This window comes from Streptomyces blastmyceticus, from assembly GCF_039521185.1.
In the GTDB taxonomy this organism is placed as follows: Bacteria; Actinomycetota; Actinomycetes; order Streptomycetales; family Streptomycetaceae; genus Streptomyces; species Streptomyces blastmyceticus.
Genome location: NZ_BAAABW010000013.1, coordinates 341440 through 366681 on the forward strand (window position 1 = coordinate 341440; position 25242 = coordinate 366681).

The following is a 25242-nucleotide window of genomic DNA, read 5'->3' on the forward strand; positions in this document are numbered from 1 at the left end:
CCTACCTGTCGCCCCTTGCCTAAACGCATAGGGGCACCCCCCGCACCAGCTTCGTCGTCCCGCCCCGCTGAGTGGACTGGGAGAACCGCGTCCCCGCCACCTCGTAGATCTCGCTCGCCCGGCGCGACCAGGGACTGGAAGAACACCGGCGCTCACGCCACCCTCGACTGCCTCCTCGGCCCAGGCCACACCGAGCAGTACCAGGGCGAGGCCATCGACTGGTTCAGCCTCAGCCTGTGGCTGGCCGCCACCGGCTCACGGCTCACCCTCGCCGAGCTCGCCGAAGACGTTCCCGGCCTCGGGCACTCCACTCGTCATGCCGCCGCCGTGATCCAGGAGGACGGAACGATCCTCGCCGACTCCGCCGACTCCCTCATCGTCCTGCGAGGCCGGCTCGCCGCCTGGGAAGGCGCCGCACGTCCCGGACTTGACGGCTACACGCCCACTCTCGTGCCCGATATGGAGACCGAAGTCCCCGGCTGGGACCTCCGCCTCGCCCGATAGCCCCGAAACCTCGCCGCCGGAGGCAGTCACACCGCCTCCGGCGGCGAGGACCGGGCAAGTCGGGGTTCCTCGAACTCCTAACGAAATGATCTCCAGGCCGTACGGGTGAGGGGGTGTCGAGCCTGCCGCAGCCGGGGATCGACGGCTGCTTCACCGGGGTGGATCAGCCGACGAGTGCAGCCTCGATCGTGGCCGACAGCGGGGTCGTCGGGCGCCCGACGAGCCGGGTCAGGTCGTCGCTGCGCCGGGCGAACAGTCCGCGCGACATCGCCGCGCCAACGTCCACGAGGACTTCCGCCTTCGCCTCGGGCACGCCCGCTCCGGTGAGGATCGCCAGGTGCTGCTCGGCGGGGACGTTCTGGTACGAGATGGTCTTGCCGGTCTGCCGTGACAGCTCGGCCGCGTACTCCGCGTGGCTCCACGCGGTGTCGCCGTTGAGCTCGTACGCCTTGTTCTCGTGCCCCTGGCCGGTCAGTACGGCGACGGCCGCGGCGGCGAAGTCGGCGCGCGATGCGGATGCGATGCGGCCGTCGCCTGCGCTGCCCACGACCGTGCCGCGCTCGATGATCGGGGTGAGGTTCAGGGTGGGGTTCTCGTTGTACCAGCCGTGGCGCAGGAAGGTGTAGGGCAGGCCGGAGGCGAGGATCGCCTGCTCGGTCACCTTGTGGTCGTCGGCCAGGCGGTAGTCCGCCTCCGGGCCGCCGAGGACGCCGGTGTACGCGAGCAGGGCCACCCCCGCCGCCTTCGCCGCGTCGGTCACGGCCTGGTGCTGAGCCACGCGCGCTCCCCAGTCGTTGCCTGAGATCAGTAGCACCCGGTCGCCTGCGGCGAAGGCGCCGGCGAGCGTCTCGGGCTGTGCGTAGTCCGCGATCCGCAGCTCGATACCGCACTCGGCGAACACGGCACCTTTCTCCTTGCTGCGCACGACGGCCACGATCTGCTCTGCCGGGACCTGCGCTGTGAGCAGGCCCTCTGTGACGAGGCGGCCGAGGTTCCCGGTGGCACCGGTGACGACGAGGCTCATGTCTGGAATCTCCGTTTTCTCTGGGCTCGCCATTCACACTAGATTGGGCATTAATTTCCGGAAAGTACCCACTTTGAAGTAAGGCACTGCGATGAGCGTGAGCCCGTCGAACCCCGAGCGGTTCAAGCCAAATGCCAACCAGGCGCTGGCACAGTGCCCCTCGCGCTTGATCCTCGAGCACGTCACCAGTCGCTGGGGCGTCATGGTTCTGGCCGCATTGTTCGACCGCCCGCACCGCTTCAGCGAACTGCGCCGCGCGACCGGCGGTGTCACCGAGAAGGTACTCACCCAGACCCTGCAGACCCTGGAACGCGATGGCTTCGTACGCCGTGACGTCCAGTCCGGGACCCCACCACTCCGCGTCGACTACTCCCTGACCGACCTCGGCAAGGAGGCCGCCGAGCAGGTGTCGGGCCTCGCGCGCTGGGCCAAGCGACGGATGGACCAGGTGCTCACAGCCCACGCGGCGTACGACGAGTCGAAGAGTTTGTGAGCAGCCGGGCCCATGCCAGGTTCGCGAACGTGGTGACCCGAACCACGGCGGTGCCGAGGGCGCCGGCAGGACCGCCGTATGTACGAAAACCTCGCGTCCGCGGCCACACCCATTCCTGCTGAGCCGCTCTCAGTGCGTGTTCTGTGAGTGCTCGGCGGAGTCGCAGTGAGTCGCAGTACTTGAGGGCGGGTTGTCCGGTTCCCGGGCTTCACGTCAGGCCGTGGATGCGGTGCCTTGATGGGCGTGGACGGGCTGTCGGATGAAGCATGGCTGATCCGGCCGGACGGGCCACCCCAGAGCCCAACTCATCTTGGAATCCGGCGAACCACCCTGGAAAACCCGGTCAGGAGTAAAGGCCCCGGCCGTACTCTTCGCGGCTGATCTGGAAATCGGCTGGCCGATCACGACGGAGCTCCTCGTACCGCTGGGCGAAGAGGTCGATCGCCCCGTGAAGCGTGCAGCCCGACGCCTCCCGGATCGTCTTGATAGCAAGGATGATCCGGTTCTCCAGGATGTCCTGATCCACGCTCTCCGGTAGCTGGTCCATGAAACCGACAGCGTAATAGAGGCCACGGGAGTGTCCGGCGCAGCGGTCGAGCCCGCATGGCAGACGGTCAAGGTCTACCGCCGCAGAACAAAAGTCCCGCAGAACACTCATTGAGACAAAGACCGTGTCCAGTCGCGCATCTTGGAGCGCTGTTTACGAGCGGCGAATCAGCCGACGAGTAGCCCGCCGGCGGCTTTCGGGTCGAAGGCGCGCTGCGTGAGGGGGGGGGGAGAGACCCCGGCCGCGGCGGCCGGGGTCCGCTGGTGTTCTGGAGTTGCTGTTGGGAATCGGTTCTTCTCAGGCTGTGCCCGCCAGGATGGTGTGGGGCGCCTAGAGCCAGGTGACGTCGTCGCCGTCGACGATCAGGTTGTCCCAGGCGGGGATGCGGTAGAACTTCTTGTTCTCGCCGCTGCCGAGGACGCCCTTGCGCCAGACGCCGACGCCGTCGGTGAGGGTGTAGCGGCCCTCGTAGCCCTTGTCGTAGGCGGGCACGAAGGTTCCCTGCTCGCAGGTGGTGTCGGTGGACCACATGCCGTGCCCTCCGGAGTACTCGTTGTACCGGCGGGGCATGGCATCGCGCCGGTACTGGCCGACGTACTCGGGCTGGGGCTGGGGGTCGGCTTCGCTGGCCGCGGCGGTCACCACGGCCAGCGGTGCGCCGGCCAGGCGGGCGGGAGCGAATGCCTCTGCCGCGTCGGGGGCGATCAGGGTGCAGGTGTGGTCGGAGTAGGCCATGCACACGGTGCCGTCGGGGGCGACGGCGATGGCCGGGGCCTTGTCCGGGGTGCTGGGGAAGGTGCCGGTCTCGGTGAGGTCGGCGGCGTTGAGGATGCTGCCTGCGCGGTCGGCGTGGACGGCGTAGAGGAGGGTGCCGTCCGGGGACAGCGCGAGGGCGGTCGGGGCGGGGCCCTGGGCGCGGGCGGTGACGGTCAGGGTGGCGGTGTCGATGGCGACCAGCGGGTCGGCCTGATGGGGCACGAACGCGTACAGGGTGGCGCCGTCGGCGCTGAGGAGTACCTGGATGCCGTGGAACTTCTCGGCGGGGGCGGCGATGTCGACCGCCTGCCCCGGACCCGGATCGGTCTCCTCCGCGTTGTCGTCCTGTGCGCTGGTCCCTTCCTGGGCCCGCTCGGGGACGTCCATGGCCAGCACGCAGGGCGTCACTTTCCGGTTCGAATTTTGACCCTGCCTGCCCAGGTAGAGGCGTTTGCCGTCCGGGGACGCCGTGATGGTCCCCCAGGAGGCGAAGACGGGCTTCTGGGGGACGGGGTGTTCCTCCTCCTTACCCGAGGCCGTGTCCACCTCGAGCACGCCCAGGCCCTGGGCCAGAAACAGACGGCTGCCGTCGGCGTTCACTGCTACGTCCGTTGCCCAGGATTGCTCTTGGTCGGAGTAGAGGGTGTCCGTCTCCAGGGTTTGGGTGTCGACCGCGCTGATGTTGTGGCCTCCCTCGGACAGGGCGTACAGCTTTGTGGCGGTGCCGCCGGACCGGGCGGCCAGGCCGCGGCTGCCCATCAGGGCCCGGGTCGTTCTGATCCGGCCGGTGGCCGCATCCAGCACCGCAATGCCGCCCGGCTCCGGCCCTGTCTGCCGGTAGGCGATGTAGAAGTGAGACACACCCGACTGCGTCACGCGACGTTCCTCCCGAACGGCGAGCGGCCCCGGCCGCCCCATGCGCCCGCGCCCTGCCACCCCCCTGCCTCGCAACGTAGCCACCCCGCCGCCCACCCAGGAAGATCGCCAATCCACCCATAACCGGCACCCGGCCTCATCCGACCGGAAACCGACTCCTCACCACACCAGTCATGCCCCGATCAGCAAGGTGAACCCGCGCGAAGGCTCGCAGAACGCCCACTTCAGAGGACCCGGGGAGACCAGCCACCCAAGCCTTCAAGAGCTGGCTCTGGGCGGCCCTCCCGTGCTCGCCCCCGTTCCCGCCGCACGGGTCGGCGCCCTCATCGGGTACGCACGGGTATCCACGAATGGGCAACTGCTCGACCGGTAGGTCCGCGCCCTCCACCTCGCGCGCCGTGCACGCCGTGAGAGGCGCATGCCTGCTGCAATGCGGCGCCGCCGGCGCCCTTCAAGAGTTGCTGATCCGCCCCCTGTAGCTCCTTGCTCCCTCCCTGGTCCGCACCTAGCCTTGCGAGGGTGCGCCGGAGGATATTTCGGTCAGCATCTACGTATAGAGCCGCAATTCGTTCGAGGCTCGCGCTTCCCAGCACCGCATTCGCGTGATGTTCCGCAACTGATGGCTGTCCCAGGCCGCGACCCCGTGTCGGGCTGCACGACAGCGCCGCCCTCACCCGCCGGAGGAAGAAGTCGGCATGGATGCTGAGCCCATTGCCTTGGTAGGAATCGGGTGCACGCTGCCCGGCAAAGTGCACGGGCTGGAGGACATGCACACCGTTCTGCGGGAAGGGCGGGACTGTGTCGAGGAGATCCCGCCCAGCCGGTGGGACGTGGACGCGCTCTACGACCCCGATCCCCTGGCCGCAGGCAAGACCTACGTCCGCCACGGCGGTTTCGTCGACGAAGTCGACCGTTTCGACGCGGCGTTCTTCGGGATCTCGGATGCCGAGGCGGTCCGCATGGATCCGCAGCAGCGTGTGCTCCTGCAGACCGTGTGGCACGCCCTGGAGCACGCCGGGCAGGACCCCGACGAGATCAGGGGCAGCAGCACCGGCGTCTTCGTGGCGATGATGAACAACAACAACTACGCCCTCCTCAAGCGCGACTTGGGGGGCCTCGCAAGCCTCACGGCCTACGACACGATGGCCGACGAGATGAGCATCAGCGCCGGCCGCATCGCCCACTTCCTCGACCTGAAGGGGCCGTGTCTGGCGGTCGACACCGCCTGCTCGGGGTCGCTGACCGCGCTGCACCTGGCCCGGCAGTCCATCCTCACCGGCGAGTGCGACTCGGCCATCGTCGCCGGGGTCAATCTGATCCTCGCCCCCGATGTGCACATCTCCTTCTGCAAGCTGGGGCTGTTCTCCCGCGGCGGGCAGTGCCGGGCGTTCGACGCGAAGGCGGACGGCTACGTCCGCAGTGAGGGCTGTGTGGCCGCGCTGGTGCGCCGTCAGTCGTTCGCCGAGGAGCGCGGCGACCCCATCCTGGCCAGCGTCGTCGGCACTGCGGTCAACCACGACGGGCGTACCCCCGCACTGACCGCGCCCAACGGCCGGACCCAGGAGCAGGTGATCCGCTCGGTGCTCTCGCGCACCGGTGTCGACCCCGCCCAGGTCGGCTACGTCGAGGCGCACGGGACCGGGACCCCGGTCGGGGATCCCATCGAGATGAACGCCATCGCCGGCACCTACGGCCGCGGCCGCACCGCGGAGCGCCCGCTCTACGTCGGGTCGGGGAAGAGCAACTTCGGTCACACAGAGGCCGCCGCCGGGCTCCTCGGCGTCGTCAAGGCCGCCCTGTCCCTGCACCACGAGACCATCTACCCCAGCATCCACCTCGACCGGCTGAACCCCAGGATCGACCTGACCGGTGCCGCGGTGGAGATTCCCGCGGAGCCCGTGCCCTGGCCCCGGGGGGACGTCCCGCGCCTGGCCGGCGTCAACTCCTTCGGCTACAGCGGCATCAATGCCCACGCGATCCTGCGGGAAGCACCGCAGCCGCGGCACAGCGCCGGTGACACCGTGCGGCCGCGCCCCGCCGAGCTGCTGGTGCTGTCGGCCAAGTCCCCGGAAAGCCTGGACGCTCTGGCCGGCCGCTGGGCGGAGTACCTGTCGCGCAGCGTCCAGGAGGCCCTGCCGGCGGCCGTGTTCACCGCGGCCGCCGGGCGCGCCGCGCACCGCCACCGCCTCGCGGTGACCGGGAAGGGAGCCGTCGGGATCGCGGGCGATCTGCGGCTGTGGCGGACCCGCCGGACGCCCGCGTCGGTGAGCAGCGGGCATCCGGCCCGGCCCGCCAAGACGGCCTTCGTCTTCAGCGGGCAGGGCGTGCAGTACCCGGGTATGGCCCGCGAACTGTACGGCAGTGAGCCGGTCTTCGCCGCCGCCGTCGACCGGTGCGCCGAGGTGCTCGCCGCCGAACTGCCCGTGCCGCTGCGCCGGCTGCTGTTCGAGGAGGGGCCTGCGGAGGCGCTCGACGACACGCAGCTGGCCCAGTCGGCACTGTTCGCCGTCGAGTACGCGCTCGCCGCCCAGCTGCGCTCCTGGGGAGTCGTCCCGGACGCGGTGATCGGGCACAGCATCGGCGAGATCGCCGCCGCGTGCGTCGCCGGCATGCTCTCCCTGGAGGACGCCGCCCGCTTCAGCGCGCTGCGCGGCCGGCTCATGGGCGAGCTGCCGCGCGACGGGGTGATGCTGGCCGTCACCGCGGACCTGGAGACCGTGCAGGAGTGGGTCTCCGGGCGGGAGGCCGACATCTCGGTCGCCGCAGTCAACGGCCCGCACGCCGTGGTCGTCTCGGGCCGGACGGAGGCCGTGGAGGAGGTGGCCCGCCTGGCCGGGGCCGCGGGTGTCCGGACCGCCCGGCTGCGTACGTCCCACGCCTTCCACTCGCCGCTGATGGAAGCGGTCCTGCCCGAGCTGGGCAAGGCGGCCGCCGGGCTGTGCCCGGCCGCGCCGGCGGTGCCGGTGCTCTCCAATGTGACGGGCGAGGCCCTGACCGGGGCCGAGGGGCCGGAGTACTGGAGCCAGCAGGTCCGCCGGCCGGTCCGGTTCCACGACGGGATGCGCGCGGTGGCCGCCCTGGGCGTCACCGTGGTCGTCGAGATCGGTCCGCACCCCGCCCTGCGGGCGTACATCCCCGAGGCGTTCGGCACCACGGGTGTCACGGTGGTCCCCACGCTGCTGCGCGACGGGCACGACGTGCGCAACCTCCTGGCCGCGGCGGGCGCCCTGTTCACCTCCGGTGCCGCGGTCGACCTGCCCGCGCTCTACCGGGGCCCGCGCCACCGCCGTACCCCGTCCGCCCCGCAGTACCCCTTCCGAAAGGACCGCTACTGGGTGATGCCCGAGCCGGACATTGGGCGCGGCGAGCCGGAACAGCTGTCCCCGCGCCGGGAGTTCACACCACCGGCGGCCCTGGAGGGGCCGCGGCCCGCCGCCCGGTCCGTCCACCGGCAGGAGGTGCGGCCGGGCACGCCGTGGGCGGACCACCGCATCCTCGGCTCGACGGTCTTCCCGGCCACCGGCTATCTGGACCTGGCCGTGAACGCCTACGCCTCGGTCAACGGCCACGGCTCCGCGCCGGTCGAGCTGGCCGACGTCGGCTTCGTCCGCCCGCTGCTGCTGGCCCCCGCCAGGAGCAGCGCCCTCCAGGTGGACCTGGAGGGCGACGGGCCCGCGGCGGAGGGCCGCTTCCGGTTCACCGTGGCCGGGGCGGACGGCGCGCCCCGGTACTGCCGGGGGAGGGTCGGCCCGGCCCCGCGGCAGGGCAGGTCGGGCACGCGTCCGGAGGAGCTGCGTGCGGCGATGCCCACGGCTCTCGCACCGGGGCGGCTCTACGGGCTGCTGCGGGAGGACGGCATGGAGTACGGCGCGAGTTTCTCCACCGTCCGCGAGGTGTGGCTGGACGAGGCGGGCGGCCAGGCGCTGGGCCGGATCACGGCGGCTCCCGACGGGGCGTCGCGCGTGGGCCATGAGCACCGGTTCGCCACCATGCTCGACGGCTGTCTGCACCTGACGGCCGCGGCGGCGCGTGGCGGTGCGGTCCGGGGCACCTTCATCCCGGTCGGTGTCGGCCGCATGGTGCTGTGCGGCCCGTTGCCCGACCAGGTCTGGGGCCATGTCCGGCTGCTGCGGCCCGAGGGCGGCGGGAGCGCGTTCACGGCCCGGCTGCGCGTCCTGGACGATGCCGGGAGCGTTCTCGCGGAGCTGGAGGACGTGGAGTTCCGGCGTGTCGCCTCGCTGACCGACACCTCGGCGGTCCCGGCCCCACCGGCCGGCCCCCGCTCCCGGGAGGACGGCGGCTCGCGGCAGGAGCTGCGGGAGCGCGTCGAGGCCTTGCCGGTGGGGGAGCGGCGGCAGGCGGTCATCGGCTGGCTCACCGACGAGATCGCCGACACCCTCGGGCGGATGTCGGCCGAGCTGGAGGTCGACCTCGATCATCTCGACCCCTCCCTGGCCCTGCTGGAGATCGGCCTGGACTCCCTGAGCATCACCGAACTCCAGCGGCGCATCCAGGAGAAGCTCGACTTCCGCTTCCAGGCGATGGAGGCACTGGAGTACCAGAGCATCGACGAACTGGCGGAGTACCTCCTCCAGCGGGTGATCCTGGCGGAGCCGGCCGGCGCCCGGACGGACTCCTGAAACCTCTCCCCGCCACGCCCGGCGGACCACCCGGCAGATCCCACCCAGAGGGGAAGTGCCCGCAACCGTGTTGAGCCCCGACTTCGTCAACAGCTACCTCGACAGCCATCTCGGCGAGCGCCAGGTCAACAAGATCCAGCACAGTTTCCCGTCACCGCGGTACTGGAACGAGCTGTCCGTGCCGCTCGACGAGCTCGACGAGGACCGCCGCCGACTGCGCGAAATGTACGGCAGTTCCCCGGTGTTCCTGTACATCGGCGTGCCGTACTGCATCAAGACCGACCCGGGCAAGTGCGGTTACTGCCTGTTCCCCGTCGAGGAGTTCCAGGGCAACGCCGCCCTGGAGAACTACTACGGCTACGTGGAGCGCGAAGCCGAGATGTACCGGGAGCAGATGGAGGGCACCGTCCTGACCGGGGCGTACTTCGGCGGGGGCACCTCGAACCTCTACAAGGCCCCTGTCTACCACCGGATCATGGACATGGTGCGCCGTCTCTTCCCCGAGATCTCGCGGGAGGCGGACCTCACCCTGGAGGGCATCCCCCAGCTCTTCACGCGGGAGAAGATGGAGGCGATCGCCGGCTCCGGGATGAACCGGATCAGCATGGGCGTCCAGCAGGTCAACGAACGGCTCAACAGCCTCAGCGGGCGCAAGCAGACGACCAAGCACGTCATCCAGAGCCTGGAGTGGGCCCGCGAGTTCGGCCTGTCCGTCAACGTCGACCTCATCTTCGGCTGGCCCCAGCAGACCGTGGACACCCTGCTGGAGGACCTTGAGACCCTGGTCTCCTGGGAGGTCTACGACATCACGCACTACGAGCTGAACGTCGGCGGCCCGACCGACTTCGCGCTCAACCGCTACCACGAGCTGCCCAGCACCCTGGCCAACCTGGAGCTGTACCGGGCGGGGCGGGACTTCCTGCTCGAGCACGGCTACCGACAGCTGTCGACGTACAACTTCCGCCGCCCGGGCGACCCCGCGGCCCGGGGCTTCCGCGAGGGCTACAGCACCACCCGCTTCGAACACATGGACAACCTTGGGCTCGGCTACGCGGCGATCAGCTTCTTCAACGACCCCGCGCTCGCGCCCGGCCGTTCATGGTCGTTCATCAACCACCGCAGCCTGCCCCGGTACAAGGCGGCGATCGACGAGGGCCAGTTCCCGGTCGAGCGGGGCTTTCGGCACGCCCCCGAGGACTTTCTGCTCACGGTGCTCTTCCGCAGCCTCATCAGCACGGAGATCGACCGGACCCGGTACCGCGCCGCCCTGGGCCTGGACATCTACGAGAAGTTCGCCACCGTCTGGGACGCCCTGGCCGAGCGGGGCCTCGCGGAGATCACCCCGGAGTGGATCAGGCTGGTCGGCGACGGCGCGTTCTACGCCCCCATGATCTCCTCCCTGATCGCCGAGGAGCGCTACCGCGAGCTGCGCGAGGAGGCGGCACAGCGCAAGAAGGAGGCGCGCCGACCCGCCGTGACGGGCGTGACGACGCTGCCGGTGCCCGGGGTGGGCAGTGGCGGATGACCTCCCCCTGGCGGGGCGCGGCTGCATCGTCACCGGCGGGTCGCGGGGCATCGGCGCCGCGGTGGTGCGGCTGGCGCTGGCGCAGGGCGCCGACGTCGTCTTCGGCTACCACAGCGACGAGAAACGGGCCCGCGCCCTGGCCGAGGAGCTGAGCGCCGCCCACCCCGGCCGGGCCTGCGTCCCGCTGTACGCCCAGGTCGCCGACGCCGGGGAGGCCGGGCGCTTCGCGACCGCGGCCCTGGGGCACCTGGACCGTTTCGACGTCCTCGTCAACAACGCCGGCGTCACCCGTGACACCCTGTTCGCCCGCATGGGCCCGCAGCAGTGGCACGAGGTCATCGCCACCAACCTCGACAGCATGTACACCGTCACCAAGCCGCTGCTGATGCCCCTGGTGAAGCAGCGCGGCGGCGCCATCATCAACATCAGCTCCTCGTCCGGGCTGCACGGCATTCCCGGCCAGACGGCCTACTCGGCCGCGAAGGCGGGGGTCATCGGTTTCACCAAGGCGCTGGCCAAGGAGATCGGTGCCCGGGGCGTCACCGTCAACGCCGTCGCTCCGGGGCTGATCGCCACGGACATGACGGCGGCGATACCGCAGGACAAGGCCGAGTTCCTCAAGTCCTTGATTCCCGGGCACGCGTTCGGCTCCCCCGAGGATGTGGCACACCTGGTGTGCTTCCTCGCGTCCGACCGGGCCCGCTACATCACCGGGCAGGCCATCGAGGTCTCCGGCGGCCTGGTCGTGTAGCTGTGCGGCGTACGAAGCCCTCAGCCGGTGCCCCCGTGGCCGCTGCTCACCCGGATCAGGCCCTCCTGGGCCAGGGTGGCCACCAGCACCCCGTCGCGGGTGAAGACCCGGCCCAGGACCAGTCCCCGCCCTCCGGAGGCCACCGGGCTCTCCAGGGCACAGAGCAGCCAGTCGTCCACGCGGAAGGGGTGATGGATCCATACGGTGTAGTCGACGCTCCGGCCGCTGACGTGGAACCACGAAACGCCGTGCCGGACCAGGACGGTCTCCAGCATGGTGACGTCACAGACATACACCAGCAGGCAGGCGTGGAGCAGGCGTTCGCGGTCGGCACTCGCCCCGGTCGGCAGTTCGACCTTGGCGCGCACCCACACTTGGGTTCGCGAGGACACCAGCGCCGGGTCCTTCTCCGCGTCGAAGCTCAACGGGCCGACGAAGCGCAGCTCGTACGGTTTCCCGAGAGGCTGCATCACCTCGCCGAACGCCTTGGCCAGCCGCTCCTCGTAGGCCGGCAGGCCCTTCGGGCCCGGGGCGGGCGGCATCGGGTCCTGGTGGCCCAGGCCCGGCTCGGGGCGGTGGAAGGAGGCGGTCAGGGCGAACACCTCCCGGCCGCGCTGGGTCGCGTGAACCTGCCGGGTGGCGAAGGAGGAGCTGTCCCTCACCCGCTCGACCCGGTAGTCGAAGGGCACGGCCGGCAGGGCGGGACGCAGGAAGAAACAGTGCACCGAGTGCATGGGCAGCCCGGCGGCCACCGTGCGGCCGGCTGCGGCCAGCGCCTGGGCGGCCAAGTGCCCTCCGTACACCGGGGCGGACTGCTCCAGGGGCGGGCGCCCGAGGTAATGCTCCCCGTCACCCCGGTCCGGCGCGGGGTCGGGATCGAGCAGGCCGAGCAGGTCCGGCAGTGCGCGTTCCTGGTCCATGGACCCCACTTCACCTCGGCGTCACCGCACGGGAGACAGTATCGCCACCGCGGATCCGGCCCTCAACCGAAACGACCGGAAGGAGCAGCCGAGTTGCCGACGGCAGGACGCGGGCCTGTGCGGTACCTCGGAACCACGCCTGGTGAAAAATCACTGTGAACACGACCACGCCGTACGACCGCAGGCCCGCGCCTCGGCAGACCGCTCGACCGGGGAGGTCCCGTCATGCCCGACCGCCTCAGCGCGGCGCTGTACCGTCGGCGCGCCGCCGTACTGTGGGTGAGCGCGCTCGCCCTCGTCCTGGCCGCGATCGGCGGTCTGGGCGTGGAGCACCGGCTGCTCCACGGCGGGTTCTCCGATCCCCACGCACAGTCCTCCCGTGCCGAACGTCTGGTGGCCGAGCACTTCCCCTCCGCAGGCGACGACCTGGTGCTGCTGCTGCGCGGCACGAGCCCGGTCGACTCACCGACGATGACCTCCCTCGGCACCACCCTGACCCGGCGCGCCTCGCAGGCCCCGGGTGTGCAGGCGGCCACCTCGTACTGGACGGCGGGGCGCGCGCCCTCGCTGCGCTCCCGCGACGGCTCCATCGGGCTGATGTCGCTCTCCCTGCGCGGTGATGAGGACGCCCGGGCGAAGACCGCCGAGCGGCTGGTGCCGGACCTCCGGCGGCATGCGGAGCAGCTGACGGTCATGGCGGCCGGCCCTGCGCAGGTGCAGTCCGAGATCGGCAAGCACACCACACACGACCTGCTGCTCGCCGAGGCGATCGCCACACCGATCACCCTCGTCCTCCTCCTGCTGATTTTCGGCAGCGCGGTGGCCGCCGCCCTGCCACTGGTCATCGCGCTGCTGTCGGTCCTGGTGAGCCGGGCCGTGCTCAACGCCCTGGCGGGCGCCGTGCCGATCTCGGTGTACTCGATGAACTCCACCACCGCGCTCGGGCTCGGCCTCGGCATCGACTACAGCCTGTTCATCCTCGCCCGCTTCCGGGAGGAGCTGCGCGGCGGCGCGACGGTGCAAGAAGCCCTGGGACCCACGGTGCGCAGGGCCGGACGGACGGTCGCGTTCTCCGGGCTGACGGTGGCCCTGTCCATGGCCGCCCTGCTGGTCTTCCCCCAGTTCTTCCTGCGGTCCTTCGCCTACGGCGGCATCGCGGTGGTGCTCTCCGCCGCGGCAGGGGCGGTCTTCGTCCTGCCCGCGCTGCTGGCCGTCCTGGGCCACCGGGTCAACCGCTACGACGTCCTCGCCCGGCTGCGCGGTCCGGCGCGGCGGGCCGCCTCCGGTACGGCAGGCCCGGCGGCACCCGAGAACGGCCGCTGGTACCGGTTCGCCATGGCGGTGATGCGTCGTCCGGTGCTCTACGGGGGCGGCGCGGTGGTGGTGCTGGCCGTCCTCGCGTCCCCGTTCACCCGGACTTCCCCCGGCCTGTTCGACGACCGCTCACTGCCCGCCGACTCCCAGGTGCACCGCGCCACGCAACTGCTGCGCAACCGGTTCGACGCCGACGTGCTGCGCACCGTCCCCGTGGTGGTGCAGGGCGTGGGGCGCGACCGGCCCCAGGCGCTGGAACCCTACGCCCGCGCCCTGTCCGCGGTGCGCGGCGTCCGCCAGGTCACCGCGGTGCCCGGCACCTATGCCGCCGGTCGCCAGGTCCAGGGGCCGGGCCCGGCCAGTGCCGCGCTGGTGGACGGCGACAGCGCACTGCTCTCCGTGGCCTCGTCGGCCGAGCAGGACTCGTCCGCCGCCACCCGACTCGTCGGCCGGCTGAGGAAGGTGGCACCGCCGGACGGGGCCACGGTGTCAGTGGGCGGACAGGCCGCCGAGGTCGAGGACAGCACGTCGGCCATCGCCCGGGCCACTCCGGCAGCCATCGGCATCGTCGTGGGATCCTCCCTGGTGCTGCTCTTCCTGTTCACCGGGAGCGTCCTGATGCCGGCGAAGGCCCTGGCGCTCAACACCTTCAGTCTCAGTGCCACGTTCGGGGCGATGGTGTTCGTCTTTCAGGAGGGCCACCTGTCGTTCCTCGTGGGCAGCCCGCTGCACACCGGCACCCTGGACGCGACCATCCCCATCCTGACCTTCTGCGTGGCCTTCGGCCTCTCCATGGACTACGAGGTGTTCCTCCTCTCCCGGATCCGTGAACGCTACCTGCGAACCGGCGACAACACGGAGTCGGTGGCCTTCGGCCTTCAGCACACCGGCCGGATCATCACGGCCGCGGCGGTCCTCGTCGCCGCTGTGCTGTTCGTCTTCGCCATCTCCGGGGTGACGCTGCTGAAGCTGCTCGGCGTCGGCCTCGCACTGGCGGTGGTACTGGACGCGACACTGGTCCGCGCTGTACTCGTGCCCTCTTTCATGCGGCTGGCCGGACGGGCCAACTGGTGGGCCCCCCGGGCCGCTGCGCCGTCTGCACGACCGTGTCGGGCTGCGCGAGGATGCCGGGGGCTGAGCGGTGCCGGTTCGGTGCTGACGGGCGAGGGCGAAGCTGTTCGAGGGGATGACTTCTCAGGTATGCCGGGAGAAGAAGGCGACGAACGCGATGTAGCTGATGGCGGCGGTGGCCACGAACCAGTAGTAGGGATCGCCGCTTCGTCCGGATGCCAGTTCGCCGATGAAGGCGCAGAGATTCCCCACGGTCAGCACGACGCCGGTGCCGGCCCAGGCTCGTCCTCCGATCCGGGCGAAGCGCTCGTCGGGATCTTCGGTGAGGCCCCGGTAGGTCTCGCTCCGGCGTCCGAGCAGGGCCAAGGCAAGGCTGCAGGCCGCCAGGAACCCGAATATCACCAGACCGAGAGCGAGGCTTCCGCCGGCGGTTGCGGCTGAGAGGCAGCCGACTCCGACGCCGAGGAAGAGGCGGGGGACCGTCCGCCTGGCTGTGTTACTGGTTTTCTGCTGGGCTTTGGTCGGCATGGAACATCTCCTCAACGCTGACCTTGAAGAACTTGGCCATGGACAGGGCGAGTGGCAGGGAGGGTGTGTACCGCCCGGTTTCGATGGCGTTGATCGTTTGCCGTGAGACTCCGAGGGCTGCGCCCAACTGGCCCTGGGAGAGCCCTCGTGACGACCGCAGTTCCCTGACGCTGTTTCGCACGTGTAAAGCTTACTTGTCACCCATCAGCGGCTGTCAAGCTCGCTTTACAGGAAGGGCAGGGGTCACACGGTGCCTCGGGCACCGTGTTCACCGTGCTGGTGACCAGCCGGGTATGGAAGGGCGGCCGGCCTGACGCAGAAGCAGCTCGGCGACAGGATCCCGCACTCGCAGGCCATGATCGCGGGGGGGGTGAACTCGGGAACGAGATCTCCACCGCACCAACCGGAGACCCGCCAGGAACATCCGTCTCATCGGCCCCGCGCCCGCCTTCAGCGCAGGTGCACCTGCGCTCTGTACCCGGGGCGTGGCGTCGTGGGACGCTGCGGCGATGGCCCTGGTCCGGCACCGCACCGCGAGCCTCTCGGCAGGATTCGGCGCCGTGCTGGAACTCGGCCAGCCACGCCGTGCGGGGCGTAGCCTCGGCAAGCAGCACGTCGAGAGGGGTGCGCAGGACGTTGCCGGTGGTGAAGTCCCCGAACCGTGGATCGGTGAACCCGGCCAGCTCAGGCGGGATGAGGGCCACGCTGCCGTCGTAGGCCACCCTCGGTAACGGGTCCCAGGCCAGGTCGGCATCGATGAGGGACTGACCTTTGAGGGCGGCTGGTGAATCGCAGAACCCTTCGATTTCGCGCACGCGTATCGCCGGATCGGCCCGCCAGGCATCCGCGAGGGCCGTCCTCCACTGCGCGGCCCGGGCTTGATCCGGCTGGGGCGCATGCGTATGGACGCCCTCCTGCTCCTCGACGTTGACCTCGAGGGCACCACACCCCAGATCAACGAAGAACCGGTAGGAGTTTTAAGCGCTTCAGCTGGCGAATTAGCGAGTCAGTTGGCGAGCTGAGCCTTGACATCGTCCGGCCGTCGTCCTGATCCGCCCGCTGGGGCTCACTGCTCCGGCGGCTCCTGTCGTTCCGGTTCGTCTCGCAGTAGTTCGGCCTCAGGATGCCCGAGTTCCTCAAGAATGCGCAGCGCGCGCAGGCGGTGACTCCTGGCCTCCTGGTGCCGCCCGAGGGATGCGAAGGAGCTGGCGAGGGTCCTCAGGCCGAGGCCTCGCCGAGCTGGTTGCCCACCGCCGCGTGGAGGGCCGTTGCCTCCAGACCTGCTTCGATGGCTTTGTTGAACCGTTCTGCGGAGAGGTGGGCGGCAGCCAGCCTGTCCAGCACGAGGGCCTGTCCGAAGGGGTAGGCGAGCATCCGGAAGATCGACAGCGCCTCATCGAGTGACGCGACGGCCTTCTCGGGCTGGCCCAGCCTCGAGAAGGCCAGACCCAGGTTCTCCAGCGTGTGGGCGATAAGCCATAGATCGTTGGACCGGCGGCCCTTGCTCAGCGCGGGCTGAAGGTACTCCACGGCTTCGCCGAAGCGGCGCAGGGGGATGAGTGAGGCACCGACGGCGTTCAGACATCAGCCCTCGTCCACCCGCAGACGCTGGCTCAGTTCCAGGGCCCGCATACCGTACTCGTACGATGCGGCGTACCTGCCCGAGTAATGGTTTGCCGAAGTGAGATCGCGGACGGCCACCAGTTGGGCGCGTTCGTCCTGCAGGGCTTCGGCGACGGCCAGCGCCCGTTCGCTGACTGTCACCCAGTCCACCGTGGGGCGGCTGAGCTGGAAAAAGGACCTGAGGGCCGCGGGCAGCTTCCAGGCGATCGACGGGTCTCCACTCTCGGCCGCCTGCTCACACGCCGCGCGCAGATTCTCGAACTCGTCCTCGCACCAGGCGACGGCCGTCGCACGTGAATTGACGGACACCATGCGGTCGGCCGGCGGAAGCTCATCCTCGGCGATCGTGAACGGGGCCTCGCCGCGCCGTGTGCCGAGGGTGACGCCGACCTGATATCCCGTCACAAGGTAGAAGCGGAAGAGGCGGCGAAGTGCCTGGGCGCGCTCCTCCTCGGTGTCCTCGGCCCAGCCGCACTCGCGCGCGTAGTCCCGGATCAGATCGTGAAAGCGGTAGCGGTTGTTGGCGGCGATCTCCAGGAGGTTCGCGCTGACGAGGCCCGACAGGATACGCAGTGTCTTCGGTACCGACTGGTCGATCAGGGCGTCGGCGCCCTTGAGGCTGATGTCCGACCCGAGCGGAAGGCCCAGCAGGCGGAAGGCGCGGGCCGGGCCGGGAGCAAGATTGCGGTAGGACCAGGAGAAGGCCGCACGGATAGCGGAAGTCTCATCGTCGTCGTAGGTCGCCAGAGCATCCAGTCGGCTAAGGTCCCGGCGTCAGGCATCCGGGGCCGACCGGTAAGGGCCCGGTCGACGGCGATGTGCAGTTCGTGGCTGGTGGTGCAGGCCGTACCGTTCCCGGGGTTCGGTCGGTCACCAGTTCTCCCTACCGGCTGTGCTCCGGCTTCGCAATCATGGCCGCATTGCCACGACCGAGGGAGCACCATGAGCAGCGACGACCTTCCCCACCAGCCGCCCGCCCCGCCGCAACCGGCCCTGGGGCCCGAGCGTCGGCCGGGGTTGTGGGAACGCCTCAAGCGGGCGTGGCGCGGGGAGGACGACTGACCGTGCCCGGTGTGCGGCCCGCGCCCGGACGTGCGGAAGTTCCGGCCTCAAGCGCTTGATGTCCCTTCTCGTGAGATCTTCCCTCTGTCTCACTTGACCTTGTTCGGTTGGCGCACTGGGAACAAGGTCAAGTGAGACAGCCCAGGTCAGCGCGCTGCCGATCGACGGGCATCGCACGCGGAAACGCAGTTGGCCGACAGTGTCAAGTGAGATGACGGGGCGTCAGAATCTCACCGCACTTTGTCTCTCCGCAGGTCAGCGCGTAGCGCGGAGGTAAGACCGAACGAGAAGGGACACCAGTCCGGTCGGCGTGCGGGTGAACAGTTCCACGCCGAATTCCCGTTCCAGGCCGCGGATCTGCTGGGATACCGACAGTTGCGCGACGTGCAGCAGCTCCGCCGCCGTCACCGAGCCTTCCTCGGCAACGACCAGGGCGTATTCGAACTGACGAGGCTCATCGGCTTCCGTTCCCTCCCTGCGATGGATCGCGGTCCACCCCGTTGCACCGTTCGCCACTACAACCACGTCGGCCTGTTGCCCGAGCCCGGGCGCGATGTGTCCGTGTGGTGCGTCGGCCTGGCCGTCGCGGAGGCTGTCGTGTGCCGGCGCCGGGCGGGGCATCCGTCAGGGCGGGTTCTGTGAGCGGGCCATCGGCAGCGACCAGGCAGAGATTGAAGATCAAGCAGGGAGATCGAACTGCTCAAGCCACTCTTCTGGGTAAGCCCCCGCTCCTCCGGCGGGAACGGAGGCCCAGGGCCGGTTCATCCTCCGACAGCGTGGTCACCCACTCGCTGTAAGCCATGTGGGTGCCGATCTGCACTGGCTCAGCCGGGTTCCTCTCTGATGGGGCCCGTCAGCGCGCTGCACAACGGAGGTGACGCGATGCGGACGGTGCCACCGTGGCAGTCGGATGTGGAGACGTCGGGGCTGCCGGACGCCTGTGCGGGGGAAGAAGAGGTCCATGAACGAGGTGACCGCGTGTTATGTGGAGCAGTGTCGCAAAGACGGGCGTGGGCTGGGCCAGGCAGTGGCCGAGGCCAGGCTGCCGGTGTCCTTGCGTGATGCACGGCTGCTGGCCCGGCCGCTGTTCATCGAGGAATCGGTACTTCGGGCGACAGCGGATGACCTGCTGTCCTTGTTCGACATCCTGGCCTCGCTGCCCGACCGCCTCTTCGACGGCGATGTCGAGGCGTACTGGGCGGCGTTGGGCGGCGAGCCGCGTCTCGCCCCTTTGCTGCGGTGTTTTTCGTCGGGGCGGCCGACGGCCCGGTTCGGCCGGGCGGACCTCTACCGCGACGGGCATGGCTTTTCCCTGCTGGAGTTCAACGTCGGCGGGGGAGTGGGCGGGATCGAGCTGGGCGAACTGGTGCGCCCGCTTTTGGCGGTGGAGTCCTTCGCCCGGTTCGCCGAGCAGCACTCGCTGGGCCACGTGCGCACCGGTGAGGAGGTTGCGAAGACGCTGCGGGCTGTGGCGCCACGCCCGTCCCCCGTGGTGGCACTGGTGTTCGCCCCGGGGGCTCTCGCTCGTTACCGGCGGCCGCTGGCCCCCACCGTCGAGGTGCTGCGGGGCCACGGGCTGGAGGTGGTCCTCGGCGAGCTCGGCGACGTACGGGGCAGCGGTGGGCGCCTGCTCGTCGGACCTGCCCGGGTCGACGTGGTGCTGCGCCACTTCGCTGTCGACGACACAGTCGGGTACGAAGACCGCCTCGATACGATCATGCGTGCCCACTGGGCGGGGAACGCGACCCTGTGGACCGGTCTGGAGAGCACCCTGCTCTCCAACAAGGGCGCCCTCGCGCTGCTGTCGGATCCGAGGTGCGACGCCGTGCTCTCCGCGCGGGAGCGTCGGCTGACGGACCGCATCCTGCCGTGGACCAGGCTGCTGACCACAGCACTGGTCGACCGGTGTGTTGCCGAGCGCGAGCACCTTGTCCTCAAGCCGTGCCGGGGATTCGCGGGCGCGGGAATCGTCGCAGGGTGGGCCTGTTCGGAGCAGCAGTGGGCCGACGCCCTGCGCCGCCACGCCGGTCAGGGACACACCGTCCAGCGGAGGATCGTCCCCTGCGTGGAGCCGGTGGTCGATCCCGAGACGGGAGCGACCGAGGACTGGGTGCCCGTATGGGGCCTGTTCGTCACCCCGTACGGGTATGGGGGCAACGCCGTCCGTGCACAGCCCGCCACGGGCAGCGGCATCATCGGATACAGCACGGACACCGCCACCCGGGCCACCGTCGCGTTCAGCTGTCGTGCCGCCGATCACTCGGTCCCGCCGGTCTCCGCTGTGGTGGCCCCATGAAGAAGGCTGGGGTGCCCCGCCCAGTACGGGGCGCGCAGGGCGGTCTTGTCCACCTTGCCGATGGGCGTCAGCGGCAACGCGTCGACGAACTCGAAACTCTCGGGGAGGAAGACAGGGCGCTCCAGCTCGGCCAGCACGCACCTGCGCAGCTCGTCGGGGTGGACACGGGCCCCGGGGGCGGTGACGACGACGGCGTGCACGGCCTGGCCGTAGAGTGCGTGAGGGACCGGGATCACCGCAGCAGCCCGCACCGCAGGGTGGCTGGTGAGAGCGTTCTCCACCAGCGGGGAGTACACGGTGGACCCCGCCTCCCCGGTAATGATCACGTCATTGCGGCGGTCCATGAGGTAGAAGTAGCCCTCCTCGTCCCGGTACCCCAGGTCGCCGGTGCGCAGCCAGCCGTCCGGGTGGAACGCGGCGGCGGTGGCCTGAGGCTGATTGAGGTAGCGCTCCATGACACGGGGCCCCCTGGCGCAGATCTCCCCGACCTGTCCCGGCGACAGGGGCAGCCCTTGTTCGTCGCGGACACTTGCTTCCATGTCGGGGAAGGGGAGCCCGACCGAACGCAACAGCCTGCCTCCGTCGACGACGTGGTCGGGTGAGCCCAGCGCGGTGATGCCGAACGCCTCGGTCATGCCATAGAGCTGCCACAGCACCGGCCCGAACCGGTCGAGGGCCTGCTGAGCCCGGTCCGGAGTGATCGGGCTGGCCCCGTACATGATCCGACGCAGCCGCGAGCAGTCCACGTCGGCCAGCGCGGGGTGGTCGAGCAGCCGGTACAACGTCGGGGGCATCAGCATCATCGCTGTGATCCGCTCGTATGCCAGCGCCTCGACCACGGCCTCCGGTGTGAAGTGGTCCAGCAGCACGATTGTGCTGCCCTGGGCCAGGCTGGTCAGCGCGTACAGGCCCCCGACATGGGCGATCTGACTGGTCACCAGCAGTCGTACCGGCTCGGACAGGAACGGATGGGCCAGGATCGTCCGATACAGGCGGTGCCGGTGCAGGATGCACTTGGTCAGCCCCGTGGTCCCTCCGGAGCACAGCACGCTTTCCACCTGCTCAGCCCCCACCCACCCCGAGTCGGCGACCGAGCGCGCCTGCCGGGCAGCGGTCATCAGGTCCTGCGCCGGCCCCCCGGACCCCAGCGACCACAACCGCGCCCCGGCAAACGCGGCCGTCACCGCTTCCGCGCACGGTTCCGAGATCCGATCGTCCACGATCAGTACGTCGGCGGGAGCGTTCGCCGCGATGCTCGCGTACTCGGCAGGTCCCCGGTCCGCGGGCATCGGCAGAAACCGTGCCCCCACCAGATGCGCGGCGAAGGGCACGCACACCGCCTCAGCCCGATTGCCACTGGCCAGCGCCACCGTGGCTCCCGGCTCCACACCGAGCGACCGGAACACCGTGGCAATGCGCCGGATCGTCTCTCCCAATTCTCCATAGGTCATGCGGTGATCCCCGTGAACCACAGCCTCACGGGTCCCATAACGGGGGAATTCCTCATCCACCAACCAGGCGGCATAGCTGAGCCCTGTCACATCGCCTGAGAGGCCTATGGACCGCCCCTTTCCCATCGACTGAATTCACCGTGCTTCCAACGTCAACGTGTCTCACGTATGACTCGGGGGAGAAGGCCCGACTTTCGGGTTCTGTCGTCAGGGTCACTCAGGCGGGTGATGCGGCATCAGCTGACGGCCGTGGATGGCCCGGGCGCCGGGCCGGGCGACTGCCCTCCGCGTCCCTGCCAGGGGCCTCCGGTCACCGCCGGCCCGGGCTGTCGAACTGTGCATCGATGTGTCCGACGCGGACGGTGACTCGGCTCGGGTCGACCGCTGTCACGGGGGCACCAGCCTGACCGGCGACGTCTCACCGGCAACGGCCTGATACGGACCGCACACCAAGGGGGTCGGAGACCGGAGCTGCCCTGACAGGCGTTGATGACCATGCCGCTGCTGGATGCTGTACCACGCATCCGCGGGCTGCGCGGCCGGCCCCGCCACTGGCCTCGGAAGAATCAAGGCGTGCCGCGTCGCCTACGCGAGTACTTCAAGGCCGAGTCCGCCAGCCGGCGGTCCCGACGTGTGACGGGGGCACCCAGCGGGCAGAAACCTGGCCCACTGCTGGGGGTGCCCCTCGGTGACCGGTCGGCGTCGTTGTCGGCTACGAAGGGAAGGACGAACTGATCGTGTCGAGCATGCGGAGACGGTCTGCTGAGTCGGTTCCGGGAGCAGCGCCCTGGAAGATGATGCGTTGGCCCGGGTCGTCGGACACCCGCAGGCTTTCTTCGTGCAATTCGAGGGGTCCGACGAGGGGGTGGTGGTAGTGGCGTGTGGAGTGTCCGCATTCGGCGACGGGCTGGGTGGCCCATATGCGGGCGAACTCGGGGCTTTTGATGCTGAGTTCGCCGACGAGGTCGGCAAGCATGGGGTCGTCGGGCATGTCGCCGGTGGCCATGCGCAGGTAGGCGGCGGTGTGGACGGCCTCGGTGTGCCAGTTCGGCATCAGGTCGGCCATGGCCGGGTCCAGGAACATCAGCTTGGCCAGGTTGGTCGGCCGGCCCGGGGTGAGGCCGTAGAGGGCATAGCCGAGCCGGTTGGCGCCGAGCAGGTCGAAGTAGCGGCCCACGACGATCGCCGCCTGGTCGATGGTGCTCTCCACCAGCGCGAGCACGGACGGGCGTAGATGTTCGGGGCCGTAGGGGTGGCGTGTCTGCCGGGCCTGGGCGGGGCGGGCGAGGCGGAGCAGGTGGGCCCGCTCGTCCACAGTCAGGTGAAGCGCGGTGCCCAGCGCTTGGAGCACGGAGTCCGACACCTGGTGGCTCTCGCCCTGTTCCAGGCGCGTGTAGTAGTTCACGCTGATGCCGGCCAGGCGGGCCACCTCGTCGCGGCGCAGTCCCGGCACTCGGCGCGGCATCCCGTACGTCGGCACGCCGCTGTCCTCGGGGGCCAGCGCGGCGCGACGGGCCCGTAGGAACTCGCCCAACTCCTCAGCCATGCCCTCATTGTCGCCCCACGGGCCGACGCGCTGCCACCCCCTGCCATGGGTACCCAGCGCAGGGGCACGCGCGAGGGGAGAAACGGTGTCAGCGTGGAGGAATGAGCGAACACAAGACCATTGCAGTGGTGGGCGCGACCGGTGCGCAGGGCGGCGGCCTGGTGCGCGCGATCCTCGACGCCCCCGACAGCGGTTTCACGGTCCGGGCCCTCACACGGGACGCCGACTCCCCGAAGGCGCGTGCGCTGGCCGAACGCGGTGCGGAGGTGGTCCGGGCCGACCTCGACGACGAGGCTTCGGTGCACCGGGCCTTCGCGGGCGCCTACGGCGCGTTCGTGGTCACCAACTTCTGGGCGCCGCTGACACCGGAGCAGGAAGCGGCCCGCGACCGTGCCCGGATGGAGATCGACCAGGCCCACGTCGCCGCCCGTGCCGCGAAGGCGAACGGCCTGCGGCACGTGGTGTGGTCCACCCTGGAGGACACCCGGCCGTACTTCGCCCACCTCGGCCGTACGGTGCCGGCGCCGCTCGGCGCGTACGCGGTGCCGCACTTCGACGCCAAAGCGGAGGCCAATGCCGCCTTCACGACGCTCGGCGTGCCGACGACCTTCCTGCAGACCACCTTCTACTACGAGGCGTTCGCCCAAGGGCAGGGCCCGCACCGCGACGCCGACGGCAAACTCGTCCTGGCCACTCCCATGGCGGCCAACCCGCTGGCCATGATCGCCGCCGATGACATCGGCCGCACCGCACTGGGCGTTCTGCGACGAGGAGTGGAGTTCGTCGGCCGCACCGTCAGCATCGCCGGTGAGCATGCCACGGGCGATGAACTGGCGGCCAAGTTCACCGAGCTCCTCGGCGAGCAGGTGACCTACCGGCCGCAGACCTACGCACAGGCGCGCGCCGCCGGATACCCGAGCGCGGTGGAGGTGGCGAACATGTTCGAGTTCTACTCCGAGGCGTCCGCCTACTTCACCGGCGCGCGCGACATGGACCTGGTGCGTCGGCTCAACCCGAGCCTGGAGCCGCTGGACGGCTGGCTGGCGCGGCACCGTGCCGAGGTCGTGGAGGCGATCTGAGATGAAGTTCGGTGTGCACAGTCTGATGACCGACGAGGGTGTTCGCCCGGACCGGCTGGCCAAGGCGTTGGAGGAACGCGGATTTGACGCGATGTTCGTCCCCGAGCACACGCATATCCCGGTGCACTCGGTGGTCGAATTTCCGCAGGGCGGCCCGCCGCCCCGGTCGCTCCTGCGGATCTACGACCCGTTCGTCGCGCTGTCGATGGCCGCGGCGGTCACCGAGAAGCTGCTGCTGGGCACCGGCATCGCCATCCTGCCGCAGCGGGACGTGTTCCAGACGGCGAAGGAGGCGGCCAGCCTCGACCGGCTGTCGGGCGGCCGGTTCCTGTTCGGCGTCGGCGCGGGCTGGCACACCGACGAGATGCGCGACCACGGAGTCGACCCCCGCACACGCGGTGCCCGTCTTACCGAACAGCTGGCCGCGCTCAAGGAGATCTGGACCGAGGACGAAGCCGAGTTCCACGGCGGGCACATCGACTTCGCCCCGGTCTACTCCTGGCCCAAGCCCCTGCGTACGCCCCCGATCTACCACGGCGGCGAGGGGCCCCGCGTGCTGGCCAGGGTACGGACGTACGGCGATGTGTGGATGCCCACGGCCGTCGCGGACCCCGCCGACGTCCCGGCGCAACTGGCCGCCGCCGACGGCGTACCGGTGTCGGTCTACAACGTCCCGGGAGACGACGAGCGCCTCATCGACGCCTACGTGGAAGCCGGCGTCGAACGGCTGACCCTCTTTCTCGACGAACTTCCCGAAGACCGGATCCTCACCAGACTGGACAACCTGACGAAGCTGATCGGGCGCTACCCCGACTGACCGTGAGGCCCACCGCTCAAGGACACCGACAGGCAGGACAGCAGGTGACGCAGGAACAGGGCACTGTCGGCGATCTTTACACGTCCTGGTGAGGCATCTGAATGGGGTGTAGCTCGCCTTGAGGGAGGTCAGTGTGTGGCCTCCGGGTCTGCTGCAGGTTCGGGTGACATGTACGGTCACGCAGCTTGTAGGGCCGGTGTGGTCATGACGGTTTCGAATTCGACGGGGGTCAGTCGGCCAAGTGACGTCTGTCTGCGGCGTCGATGGTAGGTCTTCTCCATCCAGGTCACGATCGCGATCCGCAGTTCCTGACGGGTGGCCCAGGTCCGGCGGGCCGGGACTGCGACCCGCGGACGCTCGGATTTCGCGCGCTCAACGACTCGTCAGGTGCACTGCGCGATCTGTGCGCCGCTGCCGGG

The 25242-nt window shown here is 69.9% G+C and carries 18 protein-coding genes and 2 pseudogenes; 9 read left to right on the top strand and 11 right to left on the bottom strand.

Annotation, left to right across the window (positions count from 1 at the left end; translation table 11 throughout):
• Positions 1-15: 15 nt before the first annotated feature.
• Positions 16-504, top strand: a complete 489-nt coding sequence (locus ABD269_RS11720; RefSeq protein WP_344117735.1) for a hypothetical protein — start codon at positions 16-18, stop codon at positions 502-504.
• A 163-nt stretch (positions 505-667) separates the two neighbouring features.
• On the opposite strand, the gene ABD269_RS11725 is transcribed toward ABD269_RS11720, so the two are convergent.
• Positions 668-1528, bottom strand: coding sequence for an SDR family oxidoreductase (locus ABD269_RS11725; RefSeq protein ID WP_344117736.1), 861 nt, complete (start codon positions 1526-1528; stop codon positions 668-670).
• Positions 1529-1619: 91 nt separating this feature from the next.
• On the opposite strand from ABD269_RS11725, the gene ABD269_RS11730 reads away from it, so the two are divergent.
• Positions 1620-2021 carry a winged helix-turn-helix transcriptional regulator gene (locus tag ABD269_RS11730; RefSeq protein WP_344117737.1) on the top strand — a complete coding sequence of 134 codons (402 nt, stop codon included), beginning with the start codon at positions 1620-1622 and terminating at the stop codon, positions 2019-2021.
• 343 nt (positions 2022-2364) lie between these two features.
• Here the strand turns inward: ABD269_RS11730 and ABD269_RS11735 are convergent, their stop codons facing one another.
• Positions 2365-2568: a hypothetical protein gene (locus ABD269_RS11735; RefSeq protein ID WP_344117738.1), complete on the bottom strand. Its 204-nt coding sequence runs from the start codon at positions 2566-2568 to the stop codon at positions 2365-2367.
• A 330-nt stretch (positions 2569-2898) separates the two neighbouring features.
• Entirely contained in the window at positions 2899-4200 is a 1302-nt protein-coding gene (locus ABD269_RS11740; RefSeq protein ID WP_344117739.1) for a YncE family protein, read from the bottom strand.
• 695 nt (positions 4201-4895) lie between these two features.
• On the opposite strand from ABD269_RS11740, the gene ABD269_RS11745 reads away from it, so the two are divergent.
• From ABD269_RS11745 to fabG, 3 genes are all read left to right on the top strand, one after another.
• A complete protein-coding gene (locus ABD269_RS11745; protein WP_344117740.1) occupies positions 4896-8840 on the top strand; it encodes a type I polyketide synthase in 3945 nt (1314 codons plus the stop codon).
• Between the two features lie 67 nt (positions 8841-8907).
• Positions 8908-10365, top strand: a complete 1458-nt coding sequence (locus ABD269_RS11750; protein WP_344117741.1) for a coproporphyrinogen-III oxidase family protein — start codon at positions 8908-8910, stop codon at positions 10363-10365.
• Positions 10355-11116 (top strand): 3-oxoacyl-ACP reductase FabG, encoded by a 762-nt coding sequence (fabG, locus tag ABD269_RS11755; RefSeq protein WP_344117742.1) that lies wholly within the window; start codon positions 10355-10357, stop codon positions 11114-11116. Before ABD269_RS11750 ends, fabG begins: the two co-directional genes overlap by 11 nt.
• 20 nt (positions 11117-11136) lie before the next feature.
• On the opposite strand, the gene ABD269_RS11760 is transcribed toward fabG, so the two are convergent.
• Complete coding sequence (locus ABD269_RS11760) at positions 11137-12036, bottom strand: acyl-CoA thioesterase (protein WP_344117743.1); 900 nt, start codon at positions 12034-12036, stop codon at positions 11137-11139.
• 225 nt (positions 12037-12261) lie between these two features.
• Here ABD269_RS11760 and ABD269_RS11765 point away from each other — a divergent pair, with 225 nt between their 5' ends.
• Positions 12262-14862: an MMPL family transporter gene (locus tag ABD269_RS11765; RefSeq protein WP_344117744.1), complete on the top strand. Its 2601-nt coding sequence runs from the start codon at positions 12262-12264 to the stop codon at positions 14860-14862.
• Between the two features lie 55 nt (positions 14863-14917).
• Here ABD269_RS11765 and ABD269_RS11770 read toward each other — a convergent pair whose 3' ends face one another.
• From ABD269_RS11770 to ABD269_RS11785, 4 genes and pseudogenes are all read right to left on the bottom strand, one after another.
• Positions 14918-15130, bottom strand: a complete 213-nt coding sequence (locus ABD269_RS11770) for a helix-turn-helix transcriptional regulator (protein WP_344117745.1) — start codon at positions 15128-15130, stop codon at positions 14918-14920.
• 1037 nt (positions 15131-16167) lie between these two features.
• Complete coding sequence (locus ABD269_RS11775) at positions 16168-16530, bottom strand: tetratricopeptide repeat protein (RefSeq protein ID WP_344117889.1); 363 nt, start codon at positions 16528-16530, stop codon at positions 16168-16170.
• A 3-nt stretch (positions 16531-16533) separates the two neighbouring features.
• Entirely contained in the window at positions 16534-16977 is a 444-nt protein-coding gene (locus ABD269_RS11780) for a hypothetical protein (RefSeq protein ID WP_344117746.1), read from the bottom strand.
• Positions 16978-17901: 924 nt separating this feature from the next.
• Positions 17902-18120 (bottom strand): annotated as a pseudogene (locus ABD269_RS11785) (helix-turn-helix domain-containing protein); the annotation flags it as partial.
• A 475-nt stretch (positions 18121-18595) separates the two neighbouring features.
• Here ABD269_RS11785 and ABD269_RS11790 point away from each other — a divergent pair.
• Entirely contained in the window at positions 18596-19930 is a 1335-nt protein-coding gene (locus tag ABD269_RS11790) for a hypothetical protein (RefSeq protein ID WP_344117747.1), read from the top strand.
• Here ABD269_RS11790 and ABD269_RS11795 read toward each other — a convergent pair.
• Together ABD269_RS11795 and ABD269_RS11800 are read right to left on the bottom strand one after the other, a co-directional pair.
• Positions 19891-21507, bottom strand: coding sequence for an AMP-binding protein (locus tag ABD269_RS11795; protein ID WP_344117748.1), 1617 nt, complete (start codon positions 21505-21507; stop codon positions 19891-19893). The genes ABD269_RS11790 and ABD269_RS11795 overlap by 40 nt on opposite strands.
• A 586-nt stretch (positions 21508-22093) precedes the next feature.
• Complete coding sequence (locus tag ABD269_RS11800; protein WP_344117749.1) at positions 22094-22927, bottom strand: helix-turn-helix transcriptional regulator; 834 nt, start codon at positions 22925-22927, stop codon at positions 22094-22096.
• 101 nt (positions 22928-23028) lie between these two features.
• On the opposite strand from ABD269_RS11800, the gene ABD269_RS11805 reads away from it, so the two are divergent.
• A complete protein-coding gene (locus ABD269_RS11805) occupies positions 23029-24006 on the top strand; it encodes an NmrA/HSCARG family protein (RefSeq protein ID WP_344117750.1) in 978 nt (325 codons plus the stop codon).
• 1 nt (position 24007) lies between these two features.
• Positions 24008-24823: an LLM class F420-dependent oxidoreductase gene (locus tag ABD269_RS11810; RefSeq protein ID WP_344117752.1), complete on the top strand. Its 816-nt coding sequence runs from the start codon at positions 24008-24010 to the stop codon at positions 24821-24823.
• Between the two features lie 176 nt (positions 24824-24999).
• Here ABD269_RS11810 and ABD269_RS11815 read toward each other — a convergent pair.
• Positions 25000-25155: pseudogene (locus tag ABD269_RS11815) on the bottom strand (IS3 family transposase); the annotation flags it as partial.
• Between the last annotated feature and the right edge of the window lie 87 nt (positions 25156-25242).